Below are 24055 nucleotides of genomic sequence, written 5' to 3'. Positions count from 1 at the left end.
TCCGGGCTTTGCGCGGGCCCTTTCCCATGGCAAAGGCTGAACGTCATGCCCGATCCCGACCTATCCGCCCGGCCGGCAGCCACCGTGGTCATTGTGCGCGATCGTGCCGATGGCGCAGCCGAGTTGTTGATGATGGAACGCGCGGCGACGATGGCCTTTGCCGCCAGCGCACTGGTTTTCCCCGGCGGCCGTGTGGACGATGCCGACCATGAACTGGCCGCTTCCATCGATCATGGTCTGGCGATGGAGGATGCCGTCGCGCGGGTCGCCGCCATTCGCGAGACGCTGGAGGAAAGCGGCCTGGGTGTTGGCTTTCCGGCCGATTTCGGCGGCGCCCGCTTGTTGGCCATGCGCAAAGCCATGGTCGGTGGGACGAGCTTCGCAAGCGAAGTAAAGGCGCACGGCCTGTCTCTCGACCTGACGACCTTGGTGCCCTTTGCGCGGTGGCAACCCAGCGGCCGTTCAGGCGACGATCCGTCCCGCGCCTTTGACACGCGCTTCTATGTTGCCCGCGCGCCGCTGGACCAGGAGGCCAGCGTCGATGGCACCGAAAATGTCCGCCTGTTCTGGCGAAGCGCCGCGGCCATCCTTGAGGATTGCGATGCAGGGGATGGGCAGATCATATTTCCCACGCGTCGCAATCTGGAGCGACTGGCGCAATTCGACGATTTCGACTCGATCGCCGCCCATGCCCATGCGATTCCGGTCGAAAAGGTGACCGCCTGGATCGAGGAGCGCGATGGCGTGCGCCATCTGTGCATTCCGCCACATCTGGGCTATCCGGTCACATCGCAGGCCCTGGACGGCGTTGAGCGCGGTTGATCGGTCCTGATTCGGAGCATTTCTCCCCCTTGTCATTGTTGGCGGCGAAGCGCAGGGAGCGGCCATGGACTTGCCTCTTTTCAGCCGCCCGCCCGCCGCCGCGCCGCGCCCTCTGGCCCTGTCCCGCTGGTTGCTGGCCGTTGCCTTCCTGGTGTTTTGCATGGTCGTTGTCGGCGGGATCACCCGGCTGACCGAATCGGGCCTGTCGATCACCGAATGGAAGCCGATTACCGGCGCCATCCCGCCGCTGACCCGTGAGCAATGGATGGCGGCGTTCGAAGCCTATCAGAAGATACCCGAATATCAGCAGATCAACCGGGGCATGACCCTTTCGGATTTCCAGTTCATCTTTTTCTGGGAGTGGATTCACCGGCTGCTGGGGCGGGTCATCGGCCTGGCCTTCGCATTGCCGCTCGCTTGGTTCGCATGGCGGCGGCAGGTGCCGCCGGGCTATGGCGCGCGGCTGCTGGCGCTGCTGGCGCTGGGCGGGCTCCAGGGGGCGATCGGCTGGTGGATGGTGAAGTCGGGCCTGTCGGTGCGCACCGATGTCAGCCATTACCGGCTGGCCGTGCATCTGCTGACCGCCCTGTTCATCATCGGCGGGCTGATCTGGACCGCGCTCGACCTTGCCGACTTCGCCCGCACCCGCGCCAGGCCCGCGCGCCTGACCGGCTTTGCGCTGATCGCGCTGGCGGCGCTGGCCGTGCAATTGCTGTTCGGCGCGTTCACCGCCGGGCTGGATGCGGGCTATGTGGCGAGCGACTGGCCGTTGATGAACGATCATCTGGTCCCGGAGGGGATCAGCTGGATGGGATCGCTGTGGTCGACGCTGTCGAGCGATCCCTATCTCGTTCACTTCATTCACCGCTGGTGGGCGTGGGTCGCGGCGGCAATGCTGATCCTGCTGGCGCGCCGGGCGAAGGCGGCGGGGAGCCGGGGCGCGTCCATCGCGATCAACGCGGCGGTGGGGGCGCAGGTGCTGCTGGGCATCGCCACGGTGATGAGCGGCATCGCGCTATGGCTGGCGGTGCTGCACCAGGCGGTCGGCGCCATCGTCGTCGCAACGGCGGCCTGGGGGGCGCACGCCATCGGGCGGGTGCGGCAGGGATGATCCAGCTTGTCTACACGCTGTTCGGGTCGGCGGAGGCGGCCGAGCGGGTGGCGGGACGACTGGTGGCGGAGCGGCTGGCGGCCTGCGCCAATATGCTGGCGCCCTGCATATCCCTGTATGAATGGCAGGGCGAAATGCAGCGGCAGACCGAATTTCCCGTGCTGTTCAAGACGGGTTCGGATCGCCGGGCGGCGCTGGTGGCGCGGCTTGGCGAACTCCATGATTATGATGTGCCCGCGATTGTTGCGCTGGACGCCGAAGCAACGCCCGGCTTTGCGCAATGGGTGTCGGGGCAGGCCGGTTGAGGGCGTTGTGGCCAGCGATACTGCTGTGCGCGGCGGCTGTTCCCGCCCGCGCCGGGACCATCGCCATCGGCTTTGCGCCGCCGGTCGGGCAAGACCTTCTCTATCATATCGAACAATTGCGGCCGATTGCGGGGGAGGAAAGGCGTTTCGTCAGCGACCGGCGGTTGCGTTTCGAGCGGGCGGGCGATGGCTATATATTGCATATGACGCTGACCCGGATCGACAGCGATGCGCCGCCGGACATGGCGGCGTCCTATATGGCGGCGCTGTCGCCCCTGCTGGACGTGACCCATGATTTCCGCGTCGACCGGAGCGGGCGCATCACTGCGCTCGACAATCTGGACGCGGTATGGAGCAAGGCCCGGGCCGGGCTGGACCGGATGGCTGCCCGCGAAAAGCCCGATAGCGCGCCATGGCGGGCGGCGCGCAATGTGCTGGCCTTGTTCGACGCGCTTTCGCCCGATGCCCGGATCGACCTGCTGGCCGGGGAGGTGCGGCCCATGCTGCTCTTTGCAGGCGCGGTGGTCGAGGATGGCGCGGGCCGGGGCGTGTCGACCGTGGCTGGCGCGCCGCTGGGCCGCCCGGCGCCGGTCAGGGGGAGCGTGGCTGTCATGGGCCGCGATGGCGACGCGCTGGACATCAGCGAAAATCTGGCGGGAGAGGGCGTGAGCGTCGCCATGCGTTATCGGGTGTCGGCGCGAACCGGGTTGATCGAGCGGCAGGATCGCGCGCTGAAATTGGGGACGGTGGAACTGCGCGAGCGGCGGACGATCACGTCCGCCTTCTGACAATGGTATCATAATACCCGTCAGCAAAGCCGCGCCAAGCCTTGACTTGTCGCACTCGAATCGTCATTAGCGCGCATCTTCCGGTCGCCCCTGGGTGGCCGGTTCCTTTTTCATTCTGGAGAATTGGCACCATGAAGGCGCTGATGAAGACCACCAAGTCGGCGACCCCGGCGACGGTCGAAAAGAAATGGCTGCTGATCGACGCGGAGGGCCTGGTTGTCGGTCGTCTCGCCTCGACCGTGGCGAACATCCTGCGCGGCAAGCACAAGCCGAGCTTCACCCCCCATGTCGATTGCGGTGACAATGTCATCATCATCAACGCTGGGAAGGTGAAGTTCACCGGCAAGAAGCTGACCGACAAGGTTTACTACAAGCACACCGGCTATGCCGGCGGCATCAAGGAAACCACGCCCGCCAAGATCCTGGAAGGCCGTTTCCCCGAGCGCGTTCTGGAAAAGGCGATCGAGCGTATGATCCCCCGTGGTCCGCTGGGCCGCCAGCAGATGCGCAACCTGCGCATCTTTGCGGGCGCCGAGCATCCGCATGAAGCCCAGAACCCCGAAGTGCTCGATTTCGCGTCGCGCAACCGCAAGAACAAGGTGGGTGCATAATGTCCGATAACCGCCAGTCCCTGTCCGACCTCGCGTCGCTGACCGCCAACGCCCCGGCGCCCGTCGCCGCTCCCGAAGCCGGCGAAGCCGCCGCTCCGGTCGCGCCTTCGGCCCCTGCCGCTCCCCTGCGCCAGCAGGAAATCGACAGCCTGGGCCGCGCCTACGCCACCGGCCGCCGCAAGGACGCCGTCGCCCGCGTGTGGGTGAAGCCCGGCACCGGCAAGATCACGGTCAACGGCCGCGATCAGGAAGTCTATTTCGCGCGCCCCACGCTGCGCCTCGTCATCAACCAGCCCTTCGGCGTCACCGACCGCGAAGGCCAGTATGACGTTATCTGCACCGTCAAGGGCGGCGGCCTTTCGGGTCAGGCCGGTGCGGTCAAGCACGGCATCGCCCAGGCGCTGACCAAATATGAACCGGCGCTGCGCAGCGCGGTCAAGGCCGAAGGTTTCCTGACCCGCGACAGCCGCACCGTCGAACGCAAGAAGTATGGCAAGGCCAAGGCTCGCCGCAGCTTCCAGTTCTCGAAGCGTTAATTCGCCGACGAACGACGATTTTTGGGAAGGGGCCGGTTTTCCGGCCCCTTTTTCTTTGCGCCTGACCGGGAAGACTGACTTTCGTACATGCCCGTACGACTTGTTCTTGAGTGGTCGTGTCGGATGCCATAGCCTTGCCCTGACGCATTTCCCCGCATGACAGGACGACCCCTATATATGAGCAAATTGGGATGGCTGGCGGCCAGCGCCGCGATGATGGTGGTCGCGCCCGCCTTTGCCGGGGAAACGCCGCTGTATCAGGCCGCGCCCGGCTGGGTCGAAAAGGCGGCGATGCCCACATTGCCCGCCGCCGGCGATCCGCCGTCGATGATGATCCTCGACAGCCAGATCCGCATCGAAAAGGGGGTGCTGTGGTCCTATGCCGATGTCGCCACCCGCGCGGGATCGGCCGAGGAACTGACGCAGCTTTCGTCGCTGACCCTGCCCTGGCTGCCGGACAAGGGCGACCTCATCATCCATGAACTGTCGATCCAGCGCGGCGAAGAGGTGATCGACGCGTTGGCGGGCGAAAAGCGCTTTGAGGTGCTGCGCCGCGAGCAGCGGCTGGAATCCTTGCAGATCGACGGCATATTGACCGCGACGATGGCGGTGCAGGGCGTGCGCGTCGGCGACATCGTGCGCCTGCGCTATTCGACGACCAGCAAGGATGCCGCGCTGAACGGTCATGTCCAGAATGTCGAACTGCTGCCCGCCGCGCCATTGCGTCTGGGCTTTGGCCGCATCCGGATGCAGTGGGCGGACGACGCCACCGCGCAATGGAAAGTGCTGGCCACCGGCGTGGCGGCGAAGCCGCAGAAGAAGGGCGGCTTTACCGAACTCAACCTGGCGCTGCCGATCGTCAAGCAACCCGAAATGCCTGCCGACGCCCCGGTCCGTTTCACCCATCCGCCGCTGGTCGAATTGTCGACCTTCGCCACCTGGGCTGACGTGTCGAAGACGATGGCGCCGCTTTACGCCACCGACGGGTTGATTGCCGACGGGTCGCCGCTGGCCGCTGAACTGGACAAGCTGAAGGCGCTGTCTGGATCGCCGCGGGAAAAGGCCGCCGCCGCCCTGCAACTGGTGCAGGATCATGTCCGCTATCTGGCGGTCAGCATGAATGGTGGCAATTACACGCCGCAAAAGCCCGCCGACACCTGGACGCTGCGCTATGGCGATTGCAAGGCCAAGACGCTGTTGCTGCTGGCGCTGCTGCGCGGCCTGGGCATAGAGGCGGAGCCGGTGCTGGCCAATTCCGGCATGGGCGATTTCGTGCCCGAACGGCTGCCGAGCGCCGCCGCGTTCGACCATGTGCTGGTGCGCGCGGTGATCGACGGGCGTTCGCTGTGGCTCGACGGCACCGGACTGGGCAGCCGTCTGGAGGATCTGGACGATACGCCGCGTTTCGGATCGGTACTGCCGGTGCGGATGGCGGGGGCGGACCTGATGCCGATCATCCCCCATGCCGACGCGCGGCCGATGGTGGACATGTTCGTCGATGCCGATGAAAGCGGGCATGAGAAGCTGCCCAGTGTTTTCGACGCCACCGCCATTGTGCGCGGCCGCGCGGCCCAGATGATCAACAGTGCGCTGGGGCGGATGGACGCCAAGCAACGCGACGAGATGATCCAGGGCTTTTTCGCGCAGCAGATCGGTACGGCCCAGTTCAGCGCCGTCAGCGTCGCCATCGACAATGCCGCCGCCACCGTGACCCTGAAGGGACATGGCGTGACGACGACGCCCTGGCAGATGAAGGACCGGCGTTACCGCCGAAGCCTCACCAAGCTGGTCCCCGACATCAATTTCGAGCCGGATCGCGCGCGCCCCGCTTGGCTGTCGGTTCCCGTGGCGACGCCCGCGCCATCGGGCGTGCGCTATCGTTTGCGCCTGCGCCTGCCCCAGGGCGGCAAGGGTTATAGCGTTGAAGCCGGCGAGAGCCTGAGCCGCAATGTCGCCGGTTTCGATGTCCGCCGCACCATCGCGTTGAAGGATGGCGTGGTCGAGATGGACGAGCGGCTCGACGCGACAGGCGCGGAGATAGCGGCTGACAAGGCGCCCGGCGAGCGCGATGCGCTGGCCATGGTGCAGGCGCAGTCGCCCTATGTCGTGGGACCGGCCAAGCCCAGTTTCCTGTGGGATTCCGCCAGCGCGACGATTGCCGGCTGGTCCCAGAGCAAGGCGGCCGAAGCGACCTTCGCCAAGGCGATCGCCGCCGATCCCGAAAAGGTCCACGGCTATACAAGCCGAGCGAACTTCTATTGGGGCATTGGCGAATATAAGAAGGCGCTGGCCGATACCGACAAGGCGATAGAGGTCGAGCCGAGCGCCGACCTTTACCTCCAGCGGGCCTATCGCCGTTTCCAGACCGGCGATCTGCCCGGCGCGCTGGCCGATGGCCGGATGGCGCGGCAGCTTGATCCTGCTTCGTCGGCAGCCATCGGGGCGATCGCCACCTATCTGGCCGAGGGCAACAAGCTGGATGAGGCGACCAGCCTGGTCGACCAGAAGATCGCCATCGGCGGCGACCAGCGCGACAGCTATCGAAGTTTGAAGGCGTCGTTGCTCGGCACCTATGGCGACCCGGCGCAGGCCATAGAGATCATCTCCGCCCAACTCGCGGAAAAGCCGGGCCAGACGCATTTGTTCAACGAACGATGCTGGGTGAAGGGATCGCGCAACGTGCAGATCGACAGCGCGCTGGAGGATTGCACCAAGGCGGTCGAGACGAGCGCGGGCAGCATGGCGGCGCTCGACAGCCGCGCGATGCTGTGGTTCCGCCTGGGGCGGCTGGACGATGCGCTGCGCGATCTGGACGTGGTGGTCGCGCAGGAACCGGGGAAGGACGCCAGCCGCTATATGCGCGGCATCGTGCTCCGCCGCATGGGACGGACGGCGGAGGGCGACGCCGAACTGACGATTGCCCGCCGGATCGATCCCAAGGTGGATGCGCAATATGCGCGTTATGGCATCAAGCCATAGGGCGCGTGGGGGCGTTGCGGATGGCCGGGAGCCGAGCACCAGCGCAACGGTCAACCCCGGAACCGACATCTCTCCATCGTCATCCCGGACTTGATCCGGGATCCATTGGCGCAACGGACACGACCCTGCGAAAAGTTGAGCCAATGGATCCTGACTTTCGTCAGGATGACGGCAGCAGGGATATGGCGGGTAGCGATCAAACTTAGTCATTCCGCCAGATGATTCTCATCCTTGAAACCGGCCGCTCATGCCGACGGCAACGAGAGGGCTGAATGACGAAATCTGATGGAAAGCCTTCGTGCGCCTGCTACCATGGCGACATGGAAGAAACAGTCGGGTCATGGCAGCAAGAAGGACGCATTAGCCTTTGGCGCTACCGCAAGGCTCCGAAGATGTATCACGGTTGGCATTTCACAGCAGATCAAGAAGGCTGCGCCAGCCTAATCGAATTGTTCAATATTCTGTCCAGTTCGACTAACCCTGCTCATCGAACTATCTCGCTAACTGATCCCCAAGAGGTGGGAGCGGATCGCATTTTCGGTAGTCACGGATTCCGGCTCGATGTTCCTGCCAAACTCCGCATTGCCAATGATCTTGATGAAAGCGGATCCATTGGCCTTGCCGCCAATGTTTTTGTCATGCCGCTGAGATCAGAAGATATAGGCCAATTCGCAGATGCAGTGAGGGACATATCTGGTGATCATGCTGACTTCGGCGTGAGCTTTGGCAGCAACGACATCATAATCAACTTCTGGTGGTGGCCGAACAAGCGCTAGGTGCTGAATTTTGGCGGACGGCGATTTTTGCCGGACGATTTTACTGCTCAAGGTCAGCTACTGTGGATCAGATGTCCAACACCCGACATTCCGCTTCCCACCCATATCTGCCCTTTAACGAGTGCTGAATTTGTCGACCCGGCCCTCGGCATCTCGTTACGCCGTCGTATCTGTGGCAACCTTCTGACCGCCCCATGGGTTTAGCCTGCAACATCAACAAGCAGGAGATTTCCCGTGGGTGAAATGATCGACAAGGCGAAGGCCGCCGGCAACAAGGTCGCAGGTAGCGTGAAGGAACAGGTCGGCAAGGCCACCGACAATGAGCGGCTGGAGGCCGAAGGCAAGGCGCAGAAGCTGAAAGGCACGGCGCAGGATATGGCGGGTTCCGTCAAGGGCGCCTTTGGCGAAAAGATCTGATTTTTCGCTGCGCGCCAAAGCGAAACAGCGGCCCCGGCTTCCTGGTGAAGCCGGGGTCTTTGCTTGTCTGAAAGCCTGTCTCTGCTGGTGGAAAGTGCGGGAAAGATTGCTATGGGGGAGGGGTAGTTCACGGCGCGATCATGGCGGCGCGATCATGGCGATCAGGGGCTTATGAGCAGAAAATATTTCGGCACGGACGGCATTCGCGGGCGCACCAACCAATGGCCGATGACCGCCGAACTGGCGATGAAGGTCGGCATGGCTGCGGGCACGCATTTTCTGCGCGGCCAGCACCGGCACCGCGTCGTCATTGGCAAGGACACGCGCCTGTCGGGCTATATGGTCGAAAATGCGCTGGTCGCCGGGTTCACCGCTGTGGGCATGGACGTGGTGCAGTTCGGCCCGATTCCGACGCCCGCCGTCGCCATGCTGGCCCACTCCATGCGCGCCGACCTGGGCGTGATGATCTCCGCCAGCCACAACCCCTATTTCGACAATGGCATCAAATTGTTCGGCCCCGACGGCTACAAGCTGTCGGACGAGGATGAATTGCGGATCGAGGCGCTGCTGGAACAGGATATTGCGCTCGCCGCGTCCAAGGACATTGGCCGCGCCCGCCGCGTGGAGGATGCGCGCGGCCGTTATATCCATGCGGTCAAGTCCAGCTTTCCCGCCGATCTGCGGCTGGACGGGCTCAAGATCGTGGTCGATTGCGCCAATGGCGCGGCCTATCAGGTCGCCCCTTCGGCCCTGTGGGAACTCGGCGCGACGGTGGTGGCGGTCGGCGTCAGCCCCAATGGCACCAACGTCAATGACGGGTGCGGGTCGACCGCGCCGATGCTGTGCCAGGAAACGGTGGTGTCGTCGGGCGCGGACATCGGCATCGCGCTGGATGGCGACGCCGACCGGCTGATCGTGGTCGATGAAAAGGGCCAGATCGTCGATGGCGACCAGATCATGGCGCTGATCGCGTCCAACTTCGCCCGAGCGGGCATGCTGCGCGGCGGCGGGCTGGTGGCGACGGTCATGTCCAATCTGGGCCTGGAGCGGCATCTGGCGGGGCAGGGCATCGGGCTGGAGCGGACCAGGGTCGGCGACCGTTATGTGCTGGAGCGGATGCGGCAGGGCGGCTTCAATGTCGGCGGCGAACAATCGGGCCACATGATCCTGTCCGACTATGCGACCACCGGAGACGGCACGGTGGCGGCGTTGCAGGTGCTGGCCGCGCTGGTGCGCGCGGGCATCCCGGCCAGCGAATTGCTGCACCAGTTCGACCCGGTGCCGCAATTGCTGAAAAATGTCCGCTTTGCCGGCGGCAAGCCGCTGGAGCATGACGAGGTGAAGCGCGTGATCGCGCAGGCCGAAAAGGAACTGGATGGCGCCGGGCGGCTCGTCATCCGCCCGTCGGGCACGGAGCCGGTGATCCGCGTGATGGCCGAAGGCGACAGCGCCGATCAGGTGCGCGACGTGGTCGACCGCATCTGTGCGGCGGTGGAAAAGGTCGCCGCGTGAGTGGCGAATTCACCGAGAAGGATCGCGTGGAATTGCTGGCGCGCGAATGGGAGTATCGCCACCGCACATTTTGGCTCTCTTTCAACATTTGGGGGGCGCTGGTCGGAGCAGCAATTCTGGGGCCGTTCGTAAAGCCCGACCTGATTGACATCGGCTGGCCCATTCTTGTCGTTCCTCTCTATGGCACCGGTATTGCTTTGTTCGCGAGCTATCATTTGGCATCGGAAGCCAAGCGCATGGTCATCACGTTCAACGGCTACAAGGATAGTCGGGGCGTTCCGGAATGGTCAGCGGTGGCATCGCGATCTGACCGAAAGTTCCATCTGCACAGTCTTTCCAGCGCGAAGGTCATAGCCAATCTATTTCTATATGTTCTTGCCCCATCATGCGTATCGTCAGCGCTCATATTGGCGGTCAGAATTTATGACAGCTATGGATTTTATTTCTCTCTTGAAACAACCGGGCTGTTGCGCGGGCTTGTTTTCCTGGCGGCGATTCTCGCGCCAGTGGTGGGTTTTATGTGGGGCTGGCGAAATACAATGATGGCCATGGCTAGGAAGGAACGGGAAGGCGAGTCGATGCGGGCCGGCGTCGTGAGTGCACCGGGCGCCGATATATCCGCCAAGGCAGACCATGCGGACGAAGAACGGATTAATCCACATGCTTGATATGCGGCCCGATTGCGAACGCTGCGGCGTCGACCTGCCGGCCGATGAGCCGGGGGCGTTTATCTGTTCGTTCGAATGCACATGGTGCGCGCCCTGCGCCGAGGCGCTGGACGACCGATGCCCCAATTGCGGCGGCGAACTGATGGACCGGCCGACCCGCACCGGCAAGGCGCTGGCCGCCAACTCCGCCTCGACGGAGCGGCGCTTCAGGGGATGAGCGTCGCGCGCATCCTTGTCATTGCCGGGTCAGACAGCGGCGGCGGCGCGGGCATTCAGGCGGACATGCGCGCGGTGACGCTGCTGGGCGGCCATGCCATGACAGCGATCACCGCCATAACCGCGCAGAATACGCTGGGGGTGCAGGGCGTGCATCCGGTGCCGACCGACATGGTGCTGGCGCAGATGGAAAGCTGTATCGGCGACATCGGCGTCGACGCGGTGAAGATCGGCATGATCGGATCGGCGGCCACGGCGGCGGCGGTTGCGCAAAGATTGGCGCGGCTCGACGGCGTGCCGATTGTCTTTGACCCGGTGATGGTGGCGACCAGCGGATCGGCGCTGGCCGATGCCGACACTGTCGCCGCGTTCGAGCAACTGATGGGGCTGGCCACGCTGGTGACGCCCAACCTGCCGGAACTGGCCGCGCTGGGCGGGGAGGGGATTGCGGCGCGCCATGCCACCCATGTTCTGGCCAAGGGCGGCCATGGCGAGGGGGCGATGCTGGTTGACCGGCTGCTGGGGCCTGATGGGCTGGTGACGGAGTGGCGTGATCCGCGCATCGACACGCCGCACACCCATGGCACCGGCTGCACGCTGGCCAGCGCGATCGCGACCGGACTGGGGCAAGGCATGATGCTCCCGCAAGCCATTGCGCGGGCGCGCTTGTTCGTCCGGGCGGCGCTTGTCTGCGCGCCGGGGCTGGGCGGCGGCCATGGCCCCATGGGCGCGCCGCTGGATTTCGCGCGCCATGCCTGATTTCGCCCATGAACTGCTCCACCATCCCGCCCTCGTCGCGGGCGTGGACGAAGCCGGGCGCGGGCCGCTGGCCGGGCCGGTCGTGGCCGCCGCGGTGATACTCGACCCCGCCAATTGCCCCGATGGCCTGAACGACAGCAAGAAGCTGAGCGCGGCGCGCCGGGCGAGGCTGGAGGCGGAGATCAAGGCGCGGGCGCATTGCTGGGCGGTCGCGATGGCGAGCGTGGACGAGATCGACAGCCTCAATATCCTGTGGGCGACGATGCTGGCCATGACCCGCGCGGTCGAGGCGTTGACGGTGGAATGCGACCATGTGCTGGTCGACGGCAATCGCTGCCCGGCCTGGCGCTGGCCATCGACGGCGATTGTCGAGGGCGACGCGAAAAGCCTGTCTATCGCGGCTGCATCCATCCTGGCGAAGGAGGCGCGCGACCGCATCATGGTCGCCGCCGCCGCCGACCATCCCCATTATGGCTGGGAAATGAACAAGGGCTATGGCAGCGCCCGCCACATGGCCGCGCTGCGCGAACATGGCCCGACCCCGCTGCACCGCCGCAGCTTTGCGCCCGTCGCGCAACTTGTTCTTATTTAGGCCGGTTCCAGTTCCTCCAGCGCCGCGAAACGCTGTGACCAGAGCGCGCCATAGACCGCCATCCACTGCGCGACCGGGGCCATGCCCTTGGCGCGGGCGGCGAACCAGGTTTCGCGACCGGCGCGGCGGGCCGTCACCAGTCCGGCACGTTTCAGCTTGCCCATGTGGCGCGACACCATGGGTTGCGATACGCCCCCGACGGCGGTCAGCGCGACGACATTCTGTTCGCCTTCGCGCACCAGATGTTCGAGCAGGGCGCGGCGGGTGCCGTCGGCCAGCGCCTTGAAAATGGCGTCGCACGGGTCGTCGGAACGCCCGGTCTGTAATGCTTCGGTCATGGAACTGTCATAACCATGCGGTTATGATTTGGTCAAGTCCGGCCCGCCTCTCGCCGGCGCAAGCGGCGTTAACCAAAAAAATCCGCCGCCGCGCAGCTTTGAGTCTTTTCGGCCACACCACTTCATATGGAGTCATGCCGAGTCGCTGCGACTCTATATCTCGTGGTTCCCCGCTTCGTTCTCATCGCGTTAACCATTTCGCGAAAGATTTGCCCTAAGCTGCTGATCTTGACGGCTGACTCCGCGGGACTCATCGCTGATCCCCAAGGCGGACAGAGGGGCGCATTTCATGGGTGTATTGGAACGGGTTGCGCCGCGGCGCAAAAAGGCTGCGGCGGTAAACAGCGTGGAGGCTAACCGCCTGCTGCGCGGCGATTGCATCGCGCACATGGCCAGCCTGCCCGACGCCTGCATCGACATGATCTTTGCCGACCCGCCCTATAATCTTCAGCTTGGCGGCGACCTCAACCGGCCCGACGGCAGCCATGTCGACGCGGTGACCGACGATTGGGACAAGTTCGACAGCTTCGGCGCCTATGACCGTTTCACCAAATCATGGTTAAAGGAGGCGCGCCGCATCCTGAAGCCCAACGGCACCATCTGGGTCATCGGCAGCTATCACAACATCTTCCGCGTCGGCACGGCGTTGCAGGATGAAGGCTTCTGGATCCTTAACGACATCATCTGGCGCAAGGCGAACCCGATGCCCAATTTCCGGGGCACGCGCTTTACCAATGCGCATGAAACGCTGATCTGGGCCAGTCAGGGTGAGGACAGCAAATATACGTTCAATTACAAGGCGATGAAGACGCTGAACGACGAGCTTCAGATGCGGTCGGACTGGGTGCTGCCGATCTGTGGCGGGCAGGAACGGTTGAAGAAGGGCGGGCACAAAGTGCACCCGACGCAAAAGCCCGAGGCGCTGCTCTATCGCGTGATGCTGGCCTGCACAAAGCCGGGCGACATCGTGCTCGATCCGTTTTTCGGCACCGGCACCACCGGCGCGGTGGCCAGGCGGCTGGGCCGCCAGTGGATCGGCATCGAGCGGCAGGAGGATTATATCGAGGCGGCGCTGGAGCGGATCGAGGCGGCGTTGCCGCTCGATGAATCGGCGTTGTCGATCATGCAGAGCCCGCGCCAGCAGCCCAAGGTCGCCTTTGGCACTTTGGTGGAAACTGGCTATATCGCGCCGGGCGCCGTGCTGACCGACATCAAGCGCCGCTGGCGCGCGACGGTGCGGGCGGACGGCTCGCTGACCATGGGCGCGGAAGGCGCCTCCATCCACAAGATGGGCGCGACGTTGCAGGGCGCGCCCTCCTGCAACGGCTGGACCTTCTGGCATTATGAGGCGACCGACGGGCTGAAACCGATCGACGCGCTGCGCCAGACCTATATTTTGGCGACGGAGCCCTGAGGGCGGCCATGCAGTTTCCGGCCATCCCTGCCGACGCGCGGCTTTACCTGCGGCCGATCTGGTTTGCCGACAGTCCTTTCGGACTGGAGGGGCGGGTTGCGCGGCTGGGGAACGGGCTGCTGTGGTTTCAGGGTTATGAGCTGATCGCGATGCGCGGGCGGGGGCGGGTGGCGAAGGTCGCCGTGCCGGTCGCGCGGTTCGACGATTGCCTCGCGAGCCTGCCTGATGCGCTGGCGGAGCGGGCGCGGATGCTGGCCGCCGCCATTTCGGCGCAGCGTCCGCCAATGGCGCTGGGCGACCGCACCATTCGTTTCGACGCGCCGCAGGTGATGGGCATACTCAACATGACGCCCGACAGTTTTTCGGACGGCGGCCGATATCTTGACGATCCGCAGGCGGCCGCCGACGCCGGTTTCGCCATGGTCGCGGCGGGCGCGGCGCTGGTCGATGTGGGCGGCGAATCCACCCGGCCGCGCGCCGAAAAAATCTGGGAAGGCGACGAGATCGCGCGGGTCGCGCCGGTGATCGAGCGGCTGGCGGCGGCGGGCGTGCCGATGTCCATCGACACGCGCAAGGCGACGGTGATGGAGGCGGCGCTGGCCGCTGGCGCGCGCGTCATCAACGATGTCAGCGCCTTGCAGCATGATCCGCGCAGCACGGATGTCGCGGCGCGCGCGGGTTGCCCCGTCATCCTGATGCACGCGCCATCATCGGGCGACGATCCGCATGTCGGCCCGACGGGCGGCTATGCCGATCCGGTGACCGATGTGTTCGACGCGCTGGAGGCGCGGATCGCCGCCTGCGTCGCGGCGGGCATCGGGCGCGAGAAGATCATGGTCGATCCCGGTCTGGGTTTCGGCAAGTCGCTGGCCGACAATCTGGCGCTGGTGAACCGGCTGGCGATGCTCCAGGGGCTGGGCGTGCCGTTGCTGTTCGCGGGCAGCCGCAAGCGGATGATCGGCGCATTGTCCAACGAAGTGCCCGCCGCCGACCGGCTGGGCGGGTCGCTGGCGCTGGCCGTCAAGGCGGCGGATTTCGGCGCGCAGATGGTGCGCGTGCATGACGTGCCCGAAACGGTGCAGGCGCTGCATGTGTGGCGGGGCCTGCGCGACGCGGCGCTGACCGGCGGCTGAAGTCGTCAGCGGGCGGCGCTGTTGCCGTCCGCCGCCGCGCTTTCCGCCTTTACGGGCGCGCCCAGTTTCAGGCTGTCGAGCACCTGCTGCGCGATCGGCCGATATTGTTCGCCCAGCATTTCGGGATAGACGAATGTCGCGGTGACGATCGACCCGTCCGCCTGTTTCAGCAGGCGCACGACCACGGCGTTGCCTTCGCCATCGGTGGCGGAGCCGCGATATTCATTGTCGCCCAGAAAATCGCCTTCGACCGAGTCCGAACCGTCGTTCACCGCCTCGACAATCTGTTGCAGATCCTGGTCATTGGCGTTCGCCTGCCAGAAGACGCGCACGTCCGCGCCTGCGCCGGGATCCTTGTAGACGACGCCATCGGCATTGTCGGCCGATGCGTCGCGGATCCAGCCTTCGGGCATGGTGACCGAAAAGCCATGTTTGGGGTCGACATAGATGCGATCGGCCGGGGGCGTTTGCGCGATGGGTGCGGCGGCGGCGTTGACGGCGGCGGCTATGGCGTTGTCGTCGGGCAGGTTGCCGACCGGTTCCTGCCGCGCGCAGGCGGCCAGCAGGATCAGGGGCAGGGCGGCGATCAGGGGGGAGGCGCGGTTCATCATGGTGACTGAACTCAAAGCATAGGCGGGCGGGCTTTTCAACGTCACAGGCTGTATCCCCCGTCGCAGACCAGCACGGTTCCGGTCGTCGGCCCGGCGGCCGTGGACAGCAGGAAGGCGGCCTGCGCCGCGATTTCCTCCGCCCGGGCGAACCGGCCGAGCGGCGTATCCTGCGACAGGGCGGCATAGGCTGCGTCCTCGCTCCCCAGATCGGCGACCATGTCGCGGAAAAAGGGCGTGGTTGACCAGATCGGGGTCTCCACGCCCCCCGGCGCGATGGCGTTGACGCGGATGCGATGCGGCGCGCCCTCCTTTGCGGCGACGCGCATCAGGTGCAGGGCCGCCGCCTTGGATGCGGCATAGGCGGCTGTGCCGGGTTCCGCCTTCATGCCCGAAACCGACGCGGTGACGATGATCGATCCACCCTGTTCCCCGGCGATCATCGCCAGCATCATGGCCTGAAGCGACAGGAAACAGCCGTCGAGATTGACGCCCAGCACCCGCCGCCAGGCGTCGAAATCCATAGTGTCGATGGCGCCATTGTCGGCGATGCCGGCATTGGCGACGCCCAATGTGATGCCCGCCAGCAAGGGGGTAGCCGCCCGCCAGAGCGCCGGATCGTCGACGGAACCGGGCAACAGGTCGATGGCGAGGCCGGGCCGCGCCAGCGCGTCGCGCGCCTGCGCCAGCCTGTCTGCATCGCAATCGTTCAGCACCAGCCGGGCGACGCCGCCATCGGCCAGCGCCTGCGCGATCGCCAGCCCGATGCCCGATGCCGCGCCGGTGACCAGCGCGCTCTGTCCGTGGAAAATCCCTGCCATGGCTGTCGGTTACGGGGTCGCCGCCGGATTGGCCAGTTCCGCGATGGTCAGGCGGCCGATTCAATGCCCAGTTCGGCGAGTTTGCGATAGAGGGTCGACCGGCCGATGCCCAGACGCCGGGCGACTTCGGTCATGCGGCCGCGATAATGGCCGATGGCGAGGCGGATGACGTCGGCCTCGATTTCGGCAAGCTGGCGGACATGGCCGTCCCCTTCGAACAGGGTGATGCCGCCCGCATCCTCCGCCGCCGGGCCAGGGGCGGGGCGCTGGGTGTCGCTGGTCTTGAGTTCGATCTGCGCGGCGATCTGCGGGAAATCCTGCGGGGTCAGGGCGTCGCCTTCACACAGCACGGCGGCGCGGAACAGGGCGTTCTGCAACTGGCGGACATTGCCCGGCCAGTCATGCCGCATCAGCAGCGCCAGCGCATCGCCGGTCAGGCCCAGGCTGCGCAGGCCGGGTTGGGTCGCGATCCGCGCCATCAGGTGGCGGCACAGCGCGGGTATGTCGCCCATGCGTTCGCGCAGCGGCGGCACGGTCAACTGGACGACATTCAGGCGATAATAGAGATCCTCGCGGAAGCGGCCGGCCTCGACCTCCTGCGCCAGCCGCTTGTTGGTCGCGGCGATCACGCGGACATCGACATGATGGCTCATGCGCGCGCCGACGGGCTGAACCTCGCCATCCTGAAGCACGCGCAGCAGCTTGACCTGCGCGTCGAGCGGCAATTCGCTGACCTCGTCCAGAAAGATGGTGCCCGTGTCGGCGGCGACGAATTTGCCGACATGCCGTTCGAATGCGCCGGTAAAGGCGCCGCGTTCATGGCCGAACAGCTCCGATTCGACCAGATTGACGGGAATGGCGCCGCAATTGACGGCGACCATCGCCTGACGATGGCGGGGCGACGCGGCGTGGATGGCGCGGGCGATCACATCCTTGCCGACGCCGCTTTCCCCTTCGATCAACACGGGCACGCGCGCGCGCGCCGCCTTTGCCGCGACGGCCAGCGCCGCGCGAAATTGGGGGGCGGAGCCGACGACATCCTCGAAGGAGAGGGGCGCGGTGATCTTTTCGGTCAACGGGCGAAGCTCGCCCTTGGGCGCGCCTTCCGCCAGGGTCGCGTTGAGCGCGGCGAGCAGGCGGTCGGGCGCGATCGGCTTGGAAAGATAATCGGTCGCCCCCGCGCGCATCGCCGCAACCGCGACGGCGACATCATTATGCGCGGTCAGCACCAATACGGGCAGAGCAGGTCGTCTTTCGCGAATCGCACGGATCGTGATGACGGGATCAAAATTGGGACTCCACTGATCCAGCACCACCGCATCGAGCTGCATCCCGTCCTGCGTGCCCAGCATGGCGATGGCGGTTTCCTCGTCGCCGGCATGGATGGTGCGCCACCCCGCGCGCGCCGCAAGCGCCGAAACCAGCCGCCTCTGGGCCGGTTCGTCGTCTATCAGCATCAGCATCGGTATGCCGTCGCGTGTCATTGAACCCCTCAATTACCCTAGGCGACGGATAGTAGGGGCAGGGGGTAAAGGGGCGCTTAACCTGATAGATTTTCTTGTGCCCAAGCCGGGTTGTTGAGGGGGGAGGTTGACGATAAGAGGAATGCGGAATCGCGTTTTACAGGGGAAAATAAATGGCTTCGGGCATGGATATGAAGAGCGCCAACTCGACCTATTCGAGCTTCATCACCTTTGTGAAGGTGGGCACGGCTGTATCTGTCGCCGTCGCGGCGCTGGTTGTTTTGCTGATCTCCGGCTGATCGACGGAGGGGAGGGGATATAATGAAAATAGCAATATTGCGGGAACAGGCCGCTGGCGAGCGGCGCGTTTCCGGCACGCCTGAAACGGTCAAGAAGTTCAAGGCTCTGGGCGCCGAAGTTGCGGTGGAGGCCGGCGCCGGCCTGACCGCGTCCATCGCCGACGCCGATTATGCCGCCGCAGGCGCCGCCGTTGGCGACCGCGCCGCCACCGTGGCGGGCGCCGACATCATCCTGGGCGTGCAGGGGCCTGCGCCCGACAGCATCACCGGCGCGAAGCCGGGCGCATGGATCGCCGCCGGGCTCAATCCCTTTGGCGATCGCGCCCGCGTCGACGCCTATGCCGCCGCCGGTTTCGAGGCGCTGGCGATGGAGTTCATGCCGCGCATCACCCGCGCCCAGTCGATGGATATATTGTCGTCGCAGTCGAACCTGTCGGGTTACAAGGCGGTTCTGGACGCGGCCTATGAATATGGCCGGGCCTTCCCGATGATGATGACGGCGGCGGGCACCGTTTCGGCCGCCAAATGTTTCGTCATGGGCGTCGGCGTCGCGGGCCTTCAGGCCATCGCCACCGCCCGCCGTTTGGGCGCGCAGGTCAGCGCCACCGACGTGCGCGCCGCGACGAAGGAGCAGATCGAATCGCTGGGCGCCAAGGCGATCTTCGTGGAGAAGGTCGCAGGGATCGAGGGCGAGGGCGCTGGCGGCTACGCCACGGAAATGTCCGACGAGTATAAGGCCGCGCAGGCGGAACTGGTGTCGAGCCACATCGCCAAGCAGGACATCGTTATCACCACCGCGCTGATCCCCGGGCGCGCCGCGCCGCGCCTCATCACCGATGCGCAGATCGCGTCGATGAAGCCCGGTTCGGTCATCGTCGATCTGGCCGTCGAGCAGGGCGGCAATGTCGAAGGCGCGGTTGCGGGCGAAGTGGTGGAACGCCACGGCGTCAAGATCGTGGGGCATCGCAACGTGCCGAGCCGTCTGGCCGCCGACACGTCGGCCCTGTTCGCGCGCAACCTCTATAATTTCCTGTCCGCCTTCTGGGACAAGGAAAAGAATGCGCCGGTGCTGGACGATGAAATCGGCAACGCCATCCGCCTGACGCAAGGGGGCAAGGTCGTCAACGAACGGCTGCTGGGCTGATACTAATGGCCCGCCGCTCGTCCCGATGGACGGGGTGGCGGCGGGCGACGTTCCCGATGCAAAGGCTGGGAACGAACGGGGAGTAGGAACGATGGACTTCATCTCCATCCTGTCGATTTTCGTGCTGGCGTGTTTCGTCGGCTATTATGTGGTCTGGTCGGTGACCCCGGCGCTCCACACGCCGTTGATGGCGGTCACCAACGCCATTTCATCCGTGATCATTGTCGGCGCGCTTGTCGCGTCGGCTGAAGCGGGCAGCGCGGCGGCGAAATATCTCGGTCTGCTGGCCGTTGTGTTCGCCAGCGTCAACATCTTCGGCGGCTTCGCTGTCACTGAACGCATGCTCGCCATGTACAAGAAGAAGGAGCGCAAATGATGCTCTCCACCATCATTTCCATGGCGGCTGCGGGCGCCGACGGCGTCGCCGCATCGCCCATCGTCGCGCTGGCCTATCTGGTCGCGGGCGTCCTCTTCATCCTGGCGCTGCGCGGGCTTTCCAGCCCCGCGTCGAGCCGTCGCGGCAACCGCATGGGCATGGCGGGCATGGCGATCGCCGTCGCTACCACGCTTTACACCCATGATGTCGTCAGCCTGCCCGAAATCGTCGGCGCCATCGCCATTGGCGGCGTGATCGGGTTTGTGATCGCGCGCAGGATCGCGATGACGGACATGCCGCAGTTGGTCGCCGCCTTCCACTCGCTCGTCGGCCTCGCCGCCGTGCTCGTGGGCGCCGCCGCCTATCTCAACCCCGGCGCGTTCGGCATTCTCGACGCGCTGACCGGTGAGATCCACAACGCCAGCCGCATTGAAATGGGGCTGGGCGTCGCCATCGGCGCGATCACCTTTTCCGGGTCGGTCATCGCCTTCCTGAAGCTCAATGGCAACATGTCGGGCAAGCCGATCATGCTGCCCGCCCGGCATGTCATCAACCTGGGCACGCTGGCCGCGATCCTGGGCCTGATCGCCTATTTCGTGACCGACCAGTCGCCCTGGGTGTTCTGGACGGTGACGGCGCTCAGCTTCATCATCGGCTTCCTGCTCATCATCCCCATCGGCGGCGCGGACATGCCCGTCGTCGTGTCGATGCTGAACAGCTATTCGGGCTGGGCGGCCGCGGCCATGGGCTTTACGCTCGGCAACACCGCGATGATCGTCACCGGCGCGCTGGTCGGCTCTTCGGGCGCGATCCTGTCCTACATCATGTGCAAGGCGATGAACCGCAGCTTCATCAGCGTGATCGCCGGCGGCTTCGGCGCGGAAAGCGGCCCGTCGGGCGGCGGCGCGGCGGCGGTCGACCGCCCCTACAAGCGCGGCAGCGCGGAGGATGCGGCGTTCCTGATGAAACAGGCCGACAGCGTCATCATCGTCCCCGGATACGGCATGGCCGTTTCCCAGGCGCAGCACGCGCTGCGTGAAATGGGCGACCTGCTGAAGAAGGAAGGCGTTTCGGTCAAATATGCGATCCACCCTGTGGCGGGTCGTATGCCGGGCCATATGAACGTGCTGCTGGCCGAAGCGAACGTGCCCTATGACGAGGTGTTCGAACTGGAGGACATCAACAGCGAATTCGGCCAGGCCGACGTCGCCTTCGTCATTGGCGCCAATGACGTCACCAACCCGGCGGCCAAGACCGACAAGACGTCGCCCATCTATGGCATGCCGATCCTGGACGTCGCCAACGCCAAGTCGGTGCTGTTCGTGAAGCGCTCCATGGGCGGGGCGGGCTATGCCGGCGTCGACAATGAAGTGTTCTACATGGACAACACCATGATGCTTCTGGCCGACGCCAAGAAGATGGTGGAAGAGATCGTCAAGGGGCTTGCCCACTAACGCGCGCTTCCCCTAACCATGAACGGGACGGCGGGGCAGGGCGCTCCGCCGTCCCTTTTCATATGCGGGCGCAAGGAAGAATATATGCGTAAGATCGGTTTGATCGGCGGGATTAGTTGGACGTCCACCGCCCGTTATTATGAAATCATCAACAAGGCGGTTCATCGCGCGCTGGGTGGGCAGAGCAGCGCGCCGCTGCTGATCGAGAGCCTGAATTTCGCGGATGTCGCCCGTTGCGCCACGCAGGATGACTGGGATTGCGCGGCGGGGCAGTTGATCGGCGCGGCGCAGCGGCTGGAGCAGGCCGGGGCCGAGCGCCTGATGATCTGCGCCAATTCGATGCACCGCGTTTATGATGCGGTGCAGGCGGCGGTCGACGTTCCCATCATTCATATCGCCGAGGCGGTGGGGCAGAAGATGCAGGCGGACGACATCGAGCGCGCCGCGATCATCGGAACGCGCAATGTGATGACCGAAAAATTCTATCGCCAGCGGCTGGTCGCCCATGGCGTGTCCTTGCTGCCGCCCGACATGGAACTGGCCGAACGCATTGACGCGATCGTCTATGGCGAGTTGACGGTGGGCAAGGTCAGCAAGGAATCCGAACGGTTCATGAAGTCGGAACTGACCGACATCGCCAAGCAGGATGTGCAGGCGGTGGTGCTGGCCTGTACCGAACTGGAACTGATCGTCGATGTGAAAGCCAATGTCCTGCCCATTTACGACAGCACGGCGATTCATGCGCGGGCGGGGGTCGACTTCATTCTGGGATGATGCGGCGAAGTCGAGGAAAAGCACAAGCAAGGAAAGGCGTGCATTCCGGCCGGGAATGCACGCCTTTTCGATCGGCCTGCGAAGGAACGCTACGGCAGCGTCCCTTCGCCAGTGCGATTGTCAGAAGGCGGTGCTGATCGAGCAGGCCGCCGGACCCAGGATGACGACGAACAGGGTCGGCAGGATGAAGAGGATCAGCGGCACCGTCATGATGGCGGGCAGGCGGGCGGCCTTTTCTTCCGCGCGCATCATGCGTTCGTGGCGGAATTCGGCCGACAGCACGCGCAGGGCCGAGGCGAGCGGCGTGCCATATTTCTCTGTCTGGATCATGGTGGTCACCACGCCCTTCACCGCGTCCAGCTTGACGCGGGTGGCGAGGTTTTCAAACGCCATGCGCCGTTCGGTGAGGAAGGACAGTTCGATGGCGGTCAGTTGAAACTCGTCGCCCAGTTCCGGATAGGCCTTGCCCAGTTCGCGCGCCACGCGGTTGAAGGCGGCGTCGACGGTCAGGCCCGCTTCGGCGCAGATGACCAGCAGGTCGAGCGCGTCGGGCAGGCCCTTGCGGATCGCGGCCGACCGCTTCTGCACCTTGTTGTCGATATAGATGTCGGGCGCCTTGTAAGCCAGGAGCAGCGCGAAGGCGAAGGCCATGAAGCGTTTGAACGGACCCCAGTCGGGCCAGAAATCGACGCCATAGATCAGCAGCGCGGCGGTGCCGCCGATGACGATGGGCAGGATCATGCGGCCGAAAATGACGGCGACCGCCCAGTCCTTCGACCGGATGCCGGCCTGCGCCAGTCGGATCTGGGCGTCCTTCAACTGGTCGTCCTGCAATACCTTGAGGTTCGACAGGAAGGACCGCATCTGATCGGTCGTCTGGTTCTTCTTCACCAGCTTGGCGCGGCGCTTGGTCACCGACGCGGTGATGCCCGCCTTGAGCTGCTCCCGCCGTTCGTTCAGCGCCTTGACGCGCTTGGCCATCGGGTCGCGCACGGTCATCACCATATAGATCGCGATCAGCACGGCCAGGGTCGCCAGCGCCGCCAGCAATGTGCCGAAATCGGTGGCCGTCATGCCCATCAGGGTGGTGCCGGGAGGAGGTGCTGCGTCCATGGATCAATCCTCCCCTTCAGATCTCGAAATTGACCATCTGCGCCATGATGAAGGCGCCGATGCCCATCCAGCACATGCCGCCAATGCCCACCAGCTGCATCGTGGACAGACCGAACAGGCCGGTCGGGTCGGGCGTGAAGAAGGGGCTCATATAGTTGTAGTTGATATAGCAGATCATGCCGAACACCAGGAACGGCAGCACGCCGATGATATAGGCCGACGCCTTCGATTCCGACGACATGGCGCGGATCTTGAGCTTCATCTGCGCGCGCTGGCGCAGCACGGTGGCCAGGTTCGACAGGGTTTCGGCAAGGTTGCCGCCGGTTTCCCGCTGGATCGCCAGGGTAATGACGAAAAACTGGAATTCGGGCGTGCCCAGCCGGTCGGCGGTTTCCTGAAGCGCCTGCTCCATCGTCCGGCCGATCTTGATGCGTTCGGTGATAAGGCGGAATTCCTCGCCCACCGGCCCCGGAATTTCGCTCGACACGATACCCAGCGTTTCGGCGATCGGCAGGCCCGAGCGCAGACCGCGGGTCAGCAGTTCCAAAGCATCAGGGAATTTGGCGGTGAATTTCTGGACGCGGCTGGAAATCAGGCGGCCCACCCACCAGTGCGGCAGGCCAAGGCCGCCGGCCAGCCCGACGAACAGGGCCAGCAGCGGCGGGAAGCCGCGCAGCATCAGCAGCGCGGCGAGAACCAGCGCAATGATCGCGCAGGTCATCATATACTGGCTGAGCGTCCATTTGCGGCCCGTCATCAACAGGCGCTTGGTCATGTTTTCCGGATTGGGCACCAGCGAAGTGAGCATTTTCAGCTCGGTGCCGGACGGGCGCGACGAAATCGCCTTGCGCATCCGCGCTTCCAGCATCGCTTCGGCCGAATCGCTGTGCCGCCCGCGGATCAGGGCCATGCGGCGCTTGCGCGCCTTGTCGGGCGACGGGCCGGCCAGCGCCAGGAACAGCAGGCCGACCATGCTCACCAGCAGTACCGCCATTATGATGACATTGCCGTCCATGTTTCAGCCTG

At 64.9% G+C, this 24055-nt stretch carries 27 protein-coding genes; 21 read left to right on the top strand and 6 right to left on the bottom strand.

Annotation, left to right across the window (positions count from 1 at the left end):
• Window positions 1-45 precede the first annotated feature (45 nt).
• The 14 genes from GGR44_RS04790 (at window position 46) to GGR44_RS04725 (ending at window position 12092) form a co-directional block, all read left to right on the top strand.
• Window positions 46-822, top strand: coding sequence for an NUDIX hydrolase (locus tag GGR44_RS04790; protein ID WP_183954339.1), 777 nt, complete (start codon window positions 46-48; stop codon window positions 820-822).
• Window positions 823-886: 64 nt separating this feature from the next.
• Window positions 887-1933, top strand: coding sequence for a COX15/CtaA family protein (locus tag GGR44_RS04785; RefSeq protein WP_183954338.1), 1047 nt, complete (start codon window positions 887-889; stop codon window positions 1931-1933).
• A complete protein-coding gene (gene cutA, locus GGR44_RS04780; RefSeq protein ID WP_183954337.1) occupies window positions 1930-2238 on the top strand; it encodes a divalent-cation tolerance protein CutA in 309 nt (102 codons plus the stop codon). Before GGR44_RS04785 ends, cutA begins: the two co-directional genes overlap by 4 nt.
• Window positions 2214-3026, top strand: a complete 813-nt coding sequence (locus tag GGR44_RS04775) for a hypothetical protein (RefSeq protein WP_183954336.1) — start codon at window positions 2214-2216, stop codon at window positions 3024-3026. Before cutA ends, GGR44_RS04775 begins: the two co-directional genes overlap by 25 nt.
• 131 nt (window positions 3027-3157) lie before the next feature.
• Entirely contained in the window at window positions 3158-3637 is a 480-nt protein-coding gene (rplM, locus tag GGR44_RS04770; RefSeq protein ID WP_183954335.1) for a 50S ribosomal protein L13, read from the top strand.
• Window positions 3637-4173, top strand: coding sequence for a 30S ribosomal protein S9 (gene rpsI / locus GGR44_RS04765; RefSeq protein ID WP_183954334.1), 537 nt, complete (start codon window positions 3637-3639; stop codon window positions 4171-4173). The genes rplM and rpsI overlap by 1 nt, the downstream gene beginning before the upstream one ends.
• A 177-nt stretch (window positions 4174-4350) precedes the next feature.
• The gene (locus GGR44_RS04760) at window positions 4351-7152 is read left to right on the top strand and encodes a DUF3857 domain-containing protein (RefSeq protein WP_246344318.1); all 2802 of its coding nucleotides are present in this window, start codon (window positions 4351-4353) and stop codon (window positions 7150-7152) included.
• A 272-nt stretch (window positions 7153-7424) separates the two neighbouring features.
• Complete coding sequence (locus GGR44_RS04755; RefSeq protein ID WP_183954333.1) at window positions 7425-7928, top strand: hypothetical protein; 504 nt, start codon at window positions 7425-7427, stop codon at window positions 7926-7928.
• 234 nt (window positions 7929-8162) lie between these two features.
• On the top strand, window positions 8163-8345 hold the full coding sequence (locus GGR44_RS04750; RefSeq protein ID WP_183954332.1) for a CsbD family protein: 183 nt from the start codon (window positions 8163-8165) through the stop codon (window positions 8343-8345).
• Window positions 8346-8516: 171 nt separating this feature from the next.
• Window positions 8517-9857: a phosphoglucosamine mutase gene (glmM, locus tag GGR44_RS04745; protein WP_183954331.1), complete on the top strand. Its 1341-nt coding sequence runs from the start codon at window positions 8517-8519 to the stop codon at window positions 9855-9857.
• Window positions 9854-10525, top strand: a complete 672-nt coding sequence (locus tag GGR44_RS04740) for a hypothetical protein (protein WP_183954330.1) — start codon at window positions 9854-9856, stop codon at window positions 10523-10525. Before glmM ends, GGR44_RS04740 begins: the two co-directional genes overlap by 4 nt.
• Window positions 10518-10742 carry a DUF1272 domain-containing protein gene (locus GGR44_RS04735; protein WP_183954329.1) on the top strand — a complete coding sequence of 75 codons (225 nt, stop codon included), beginning with the start codon at window positions 10518-10520 and terminating at the stop codon, window positions 10740-10742. Before GGR44_RS04740 ends, GGR44_RS04735 begins: the two co-directional genes overlap by 8 nt.
• A complete protein-coding gene (gene thiD / locus GGR44_RS04730) occupies window positions 10739-11500 on the top strand; it encodes a bifunctional hydroxymethylpyrimidine kinase/phosphomethylpyrimidine kinase (RefSeq protein ID WP_183954328.1) in 762 nt (253 codons plus the stop codon). The genes GGR44_RS04735 and thiD overlap by 4 nt, the downstream gene beginning before the upstream one ends.
• Complete coding sequence (locus GGR44_RS04725; protein ID WP_183954327.1) at window positions 11493-12092, top strand: ribonuclease HII; 600 nt, start codon at window positions 11493-11495, stop codon at window positions 12090-12092. The genes thiD and GGR44_RS04725 overlap by 8 nt, the downstream gene beginning before the upstream one ends.
• On the opposite strand, the gene GGR44_RS04720 is transcribed toward GGR44_RS04725, so the two are convergent.
• Window positions 12089-12430: an ArsR/SmtB family transcription factor gene (locus GGR44_RS04720; RefSeq protein WP_183954326.1), complete on the bottom strand. Its 342-nt coding sequence runs from the start codon at window positions 12428-12430 to the stop codon at window positions 12089-12091. The genes GGR44_RS04725 and GGR44_RS04720 overlap by 4 nt on opposite strands.
• A gap of 289 nt (window positions 12431-12719) precedes the next feature.
• On the opposite strand from GGR44_RS04720, the gene GGR44_RS04715 reads away from it, so the two are divergent.
• The gene (locus GGR44_RS04715; protein ID WP_183954325.1) at window positions 12720-13844 is read left to right on the top strand and encodes a site-specific DNA-methyltransferase; all 1125 of its coding nucleotides are present in this window, start codon (window positions 12720-12722) and stop codon (window positions 13842-13844) included.
• 8 nt (window positions 13845-13852) lie between these two features.
• The gene (folP, locus tag GGR44_RS04710) at window positions 13853-14977 is read left to right on the top strand and encodes a dihydropteroate synthase (protein ID WP_183954324.1); all 1125 of its coding nucleotides are present in this window, start codon (window positions 13853-13855) and stop codon (window positions 14975-14977) included.
• Between the two features lie 5 nt (window positions 14978-14982).
• Here the strand turns inward: folP and GGR44_RS04705 are convergent, their stop codons facing one another.
• The 3 genes from GGR44_RS04705 to GGR44_RS04695 are packed head-to-tail and all read right to left on the bottom strand — an operon-like array spanning window position 14983 to window position 17890.
• Window positions 14983-15588, bottom strand: a complete 606-nt coding sequence (locus GGR44_RS04705; RefSeq protein ID WP_425511297.1) for a hypothetical protein — start codon at window positions 15586-15588, stop codon at window positions 14983-14985.
• Between the two features lie 41 nt (window positions 15589-15629).
• Window positions 15630-16406 carry an SDR family NAD(P)-dependent oxidoreductase gene (locus tag GGR44_RS04700; RefSeq protein WP_183954323.1) on the bottom strand — a complete coding sequence of 259 codons (777 nt, stop codon included), beginning with the start codon at window positions 16404-16406 and terminating at the stop codon, window positions 15630-15632.
• Between the two features lie 47 nt (window positions 16407-16453).
• Window positions 16454-17890, bottom strand: coding sequence for a sigma-54-dependent transcriptional regulator (locus GGR44_RS04695; protein WP_183954322.1), 1437 nt, complete (start codon window positions 17888-17890; stop codon window positions 16454-16456).
• A gap of 152 nt (window positions 17891-18042) precedes the next feature.
• Here GGR44_RS04695 and GGR44_RS04690 point away from each other — a divergent pair, with 152 nt between their 5' ends.
• The 5 genes from GGR44_RS04690 to GGR44_RS04670 all read left to right on the top strand — a co-directional run bounded on the left by GGR44_RS04690 (window position 18043) and on the right by GGR44_RS04670 (window position 21916).
• Window positions 18043-18168: an aa3-type cytochrome c oxidase subunit IV gene (locus tag GGR44_RS04690; protein ID WP_343052295.1), complete on the top strand. Its 126-nt coding sequence runs from the start codon at window positions 18043-18045 to the stop codon at window positions 18166-18168.
• A 22-nt stretch (window positions 18169-18190) separates the two neighbouring features.
• Entirely contained in the window at window positions 18191-19312 is a 1122-nt protein-coding gene (locus GGR44_RS04685) for an NAD(P) transhydrogenase subunit alpha (RefSeq protein ID WP_183954320.1), read from the top strand.
• Between the two features lie 91 nt (window positions 19313-19403).
• Complete coding sequence (locus GGR44_RS04680; protein WP_009823552.1) at window positions 19404-19688, top strand: NAD(P) transhydrogenase subunit alpha part 2; 285 nt, start codon at window positions 19404-19406, stop codon at window positions 19686-19688.
• A 20-nt stretch (window positions 19689-19708) separates the two neighbouring features.
• The gene (locus tag GGR44_RS04675; RefSeq protein WP_183954826.1) at window positions 19709-21142 is read left to right on the top strand and encodes an NAD(P)(+) transhydrogenase (Re/Si-specific) subunit beta; all 1434 of its coding nucleotides are present in this window, start codon (window positions 19709-19711) and stop codon (window positions 21140-21142) included.
• Between the two features lie 84 nt (window positions 21143-21226).
• Entirely contained in the window at window positions 21227-21916 is a 690-nt protein-coding gene (locus tag GGR44_RS04670; RefSeq protein WP_183954319.1) for an aspartate/glutamate racemase family protein, read from the top strand.
• 120 nt (window positions 21917-22036) lie between these two features.
• Here GGR44_RS04670 and GGR44_RS04665 read toward each other — a convergent pair whose 3' ends face one another.
• Together GGR44_RS04665 and GGR44_RS04660 are read right to left on the bottom strand one after the other, a co-directional pair.
• Window positions 22037-23029, bottom strand: coding sequence for a type II secretion system F family protein (locus GGR44_RS04665; RefSeq protein ID WP_183954318.1), 993 nt, complete (start codon window positions 23027-23029; stop codon window positions 22037-22039).
• Between the two features lie 16 nt (window positions 23030-23045).
• Window positions 23046-24044: a type II secretion system F family protein gene (locus GGR44_RS04660; RefSeq protein WP_183954317.1), complete on the bottom strand. Its 999-nt coding sequence runs from the start codon at window positions 24042-24044 to the stop codon at window positions 23046-23048.
• Between the last annotated feature and the right edge of the window lie 11 nt (window positions 24045-24055).

This window comes from Sphingobium fontiphilum (genome assembly GCF_014196635.1).
Classification (GTDB): domain Bacteria; phylum Pseudomonadota; class Alphaproteobacteria; order Sphingomonadales; family Sphingomonadaceae; genus Sphingobium; species Sphingobium fontiphilum.
This window is presented reverse-complemented; position numbering and strand designations above follow the sequence as displayed.

Coding starts and splice junctions, on each gene's coding strand:
- GGR44_RS04790 (WP_183954339.1), top strand. CDS start 46: ATGCCCGATCCCGACCTATCCGCCCGGCCGGCAGCCACCGTGGTCATT.
- GGR44_RS04785 (WP_183954338.1), top strand. CDS start 887: ATGGACTTGCCTCTTTTCAGCCGCCCGCCCGCCGCCGCGCCGCGCCCT.
- cutA (WP_183954337.1), top strand. CDS start 1,930: ATGATCCAGCTTGTCTACACGCTGTTCGGGTCGGCGGAGGCGGCCGAG.
- GGR44_RS04775 (WP_183954336.1), top strand. CDS start 2,214: ATGGGTGTCGGGGCAGGCCGGTTGAGGGCGTTGTGGCCAGCGATACTG.
- rplM (WP_183954335.1), top strand. CDS start 3,158: ATGAAGGCGCTGATGAAGACCACCAAGTCGGCGACCCCGGCGACGGTC.
- rpsI (WP_183954334.1), top strand. CDS start 3,637: ATGTCCGATAACCGCCAGTCCCTGTCCGACCTCGCGTCGCTGACCGCC.
- GGR44_RS04760 (WP_246344318.1), top strand. CDS start 4,351: ATGAGCAAATTGGGATGGCTGGCGGCCAGCGCCGCGATGATGGTGGTC.
- GGR44_RS04755 (WP_183954333.1), top strand. CDS start 7,425: ATGACGAAATCTGATGGAAAGCCTTCGTGCGCCTGCTACCATGGCGAC.
- glmM (WP_183954331.1), top strand. CDS start 8,517: ATGAGCAGAAAATATTTCGGCACGGACGGCATTCGCGGGCGCACCAAC.
- GGR44_RS04735 (WP_183954329.1), top strand. CDS start 10,518: ATGCTTGATATGCGGCCCGATTGCGAACGCTGCGGCGTCGACCTGCCG.
- thiD (WP_183954328.1), top strand. CDS start 10,739: ATGAGCGTCGCGCGCATCCTTGTCATTGCCGGGTCAGACAGCGGCGGC.
- GGR44_RS04725 (WP_183954327.1), top strand. CDS start 11,493: ATGCCTGATTTCGCCCATGAACTGCTCCACCATCCCGCCCTCGTCGCG.
- GGR44_RS04720 (WP_183954326.1), bottom strand. CDS start 12,430: ATGACCGAAGCATTACAGACCGGGCGTTCCGACGACCCGTGCGACGCC.
- GGR44_RS04715 (WP_183954325.1), top strand. CDS start 12,720: ATGGGTGTATTGGAACGGGTTGCGCCGCGGCGCAAAAAGGCTGCGGCG.
- folP (WP_183954324.1), top strand. CDS start 13,853: ATGCAGTTTCCGGCCATCCCTGCCGACGCGCGGCTTTACCTGCGGCCG.
- GGR44_RS04705 (WP_425511297.1), bottom strand. CDS start 15,588: ATGATGAACCGCGCCTCCCCCCTGATCGCCGCCCTGCCCCTGATCCTG.
- GGR44_RS04700 (WP_183954323.1), bottom strand. CDS start 16,406: ATGGCAGGGATTTTCCACGGACAGAGCGCGCTGGTCACCGGCGCGGCA.
- GGR44_RS04695 (WP_183954322.1), bottom strand. CDS start 17,890: ATGACACGCGACGGCATACCGATGCTGATGCTGATAGACGACGAACCG.
- GGR44_RS04690 (WP_343052295.1), top strand. CDS start 18,043: ATGGCTTCGGGCATGGATATGAAGAGCGCCAACTCGACCTATTCGAGC.
- GGR44_RS04685 (WP_183954320.1), top strand. CDS start 18,191: ATGAAAATAGCAATATTGCGGGAACAGGCCGCTGGCGAGCGGCGCGTT.
- GGR44_RS04680 (WP_009823552.1), top strand. CDS start 19,404: ATGGACTTCATCTCCATCCTGTCGATTTTCGTGCTGGCGTGTTTCGTC.
- GGR44_RS04675 (WP_183954826.1), top strand. CDS start 19,709: ATGGCGGCTGCGGGCGCCGACGGCGTCGCCGCATCGCCCATCGTCGCG.
- GGR44_RS04670 (WP_183954319.1), top strand. CDS start 21,227: ATGCGTAAGATCGGTTTGATCGGCGGGATTAGTTGGACGTCCACCGCC.
- GGR44_RS04665 (WP_183954318.1), bottom strand. CDS start 23,029: ATGGACGCAGCACCTCCTCCCGGCACCACCCTGATGGGCATGACGGCC.
- GGR44_RS04660 (WP_183954317.1), bottom strand. CDS start 24,044: ATGGACGGCAATGTCATCATAATGGCGGTACTGCTGGTGAGCATGGTC.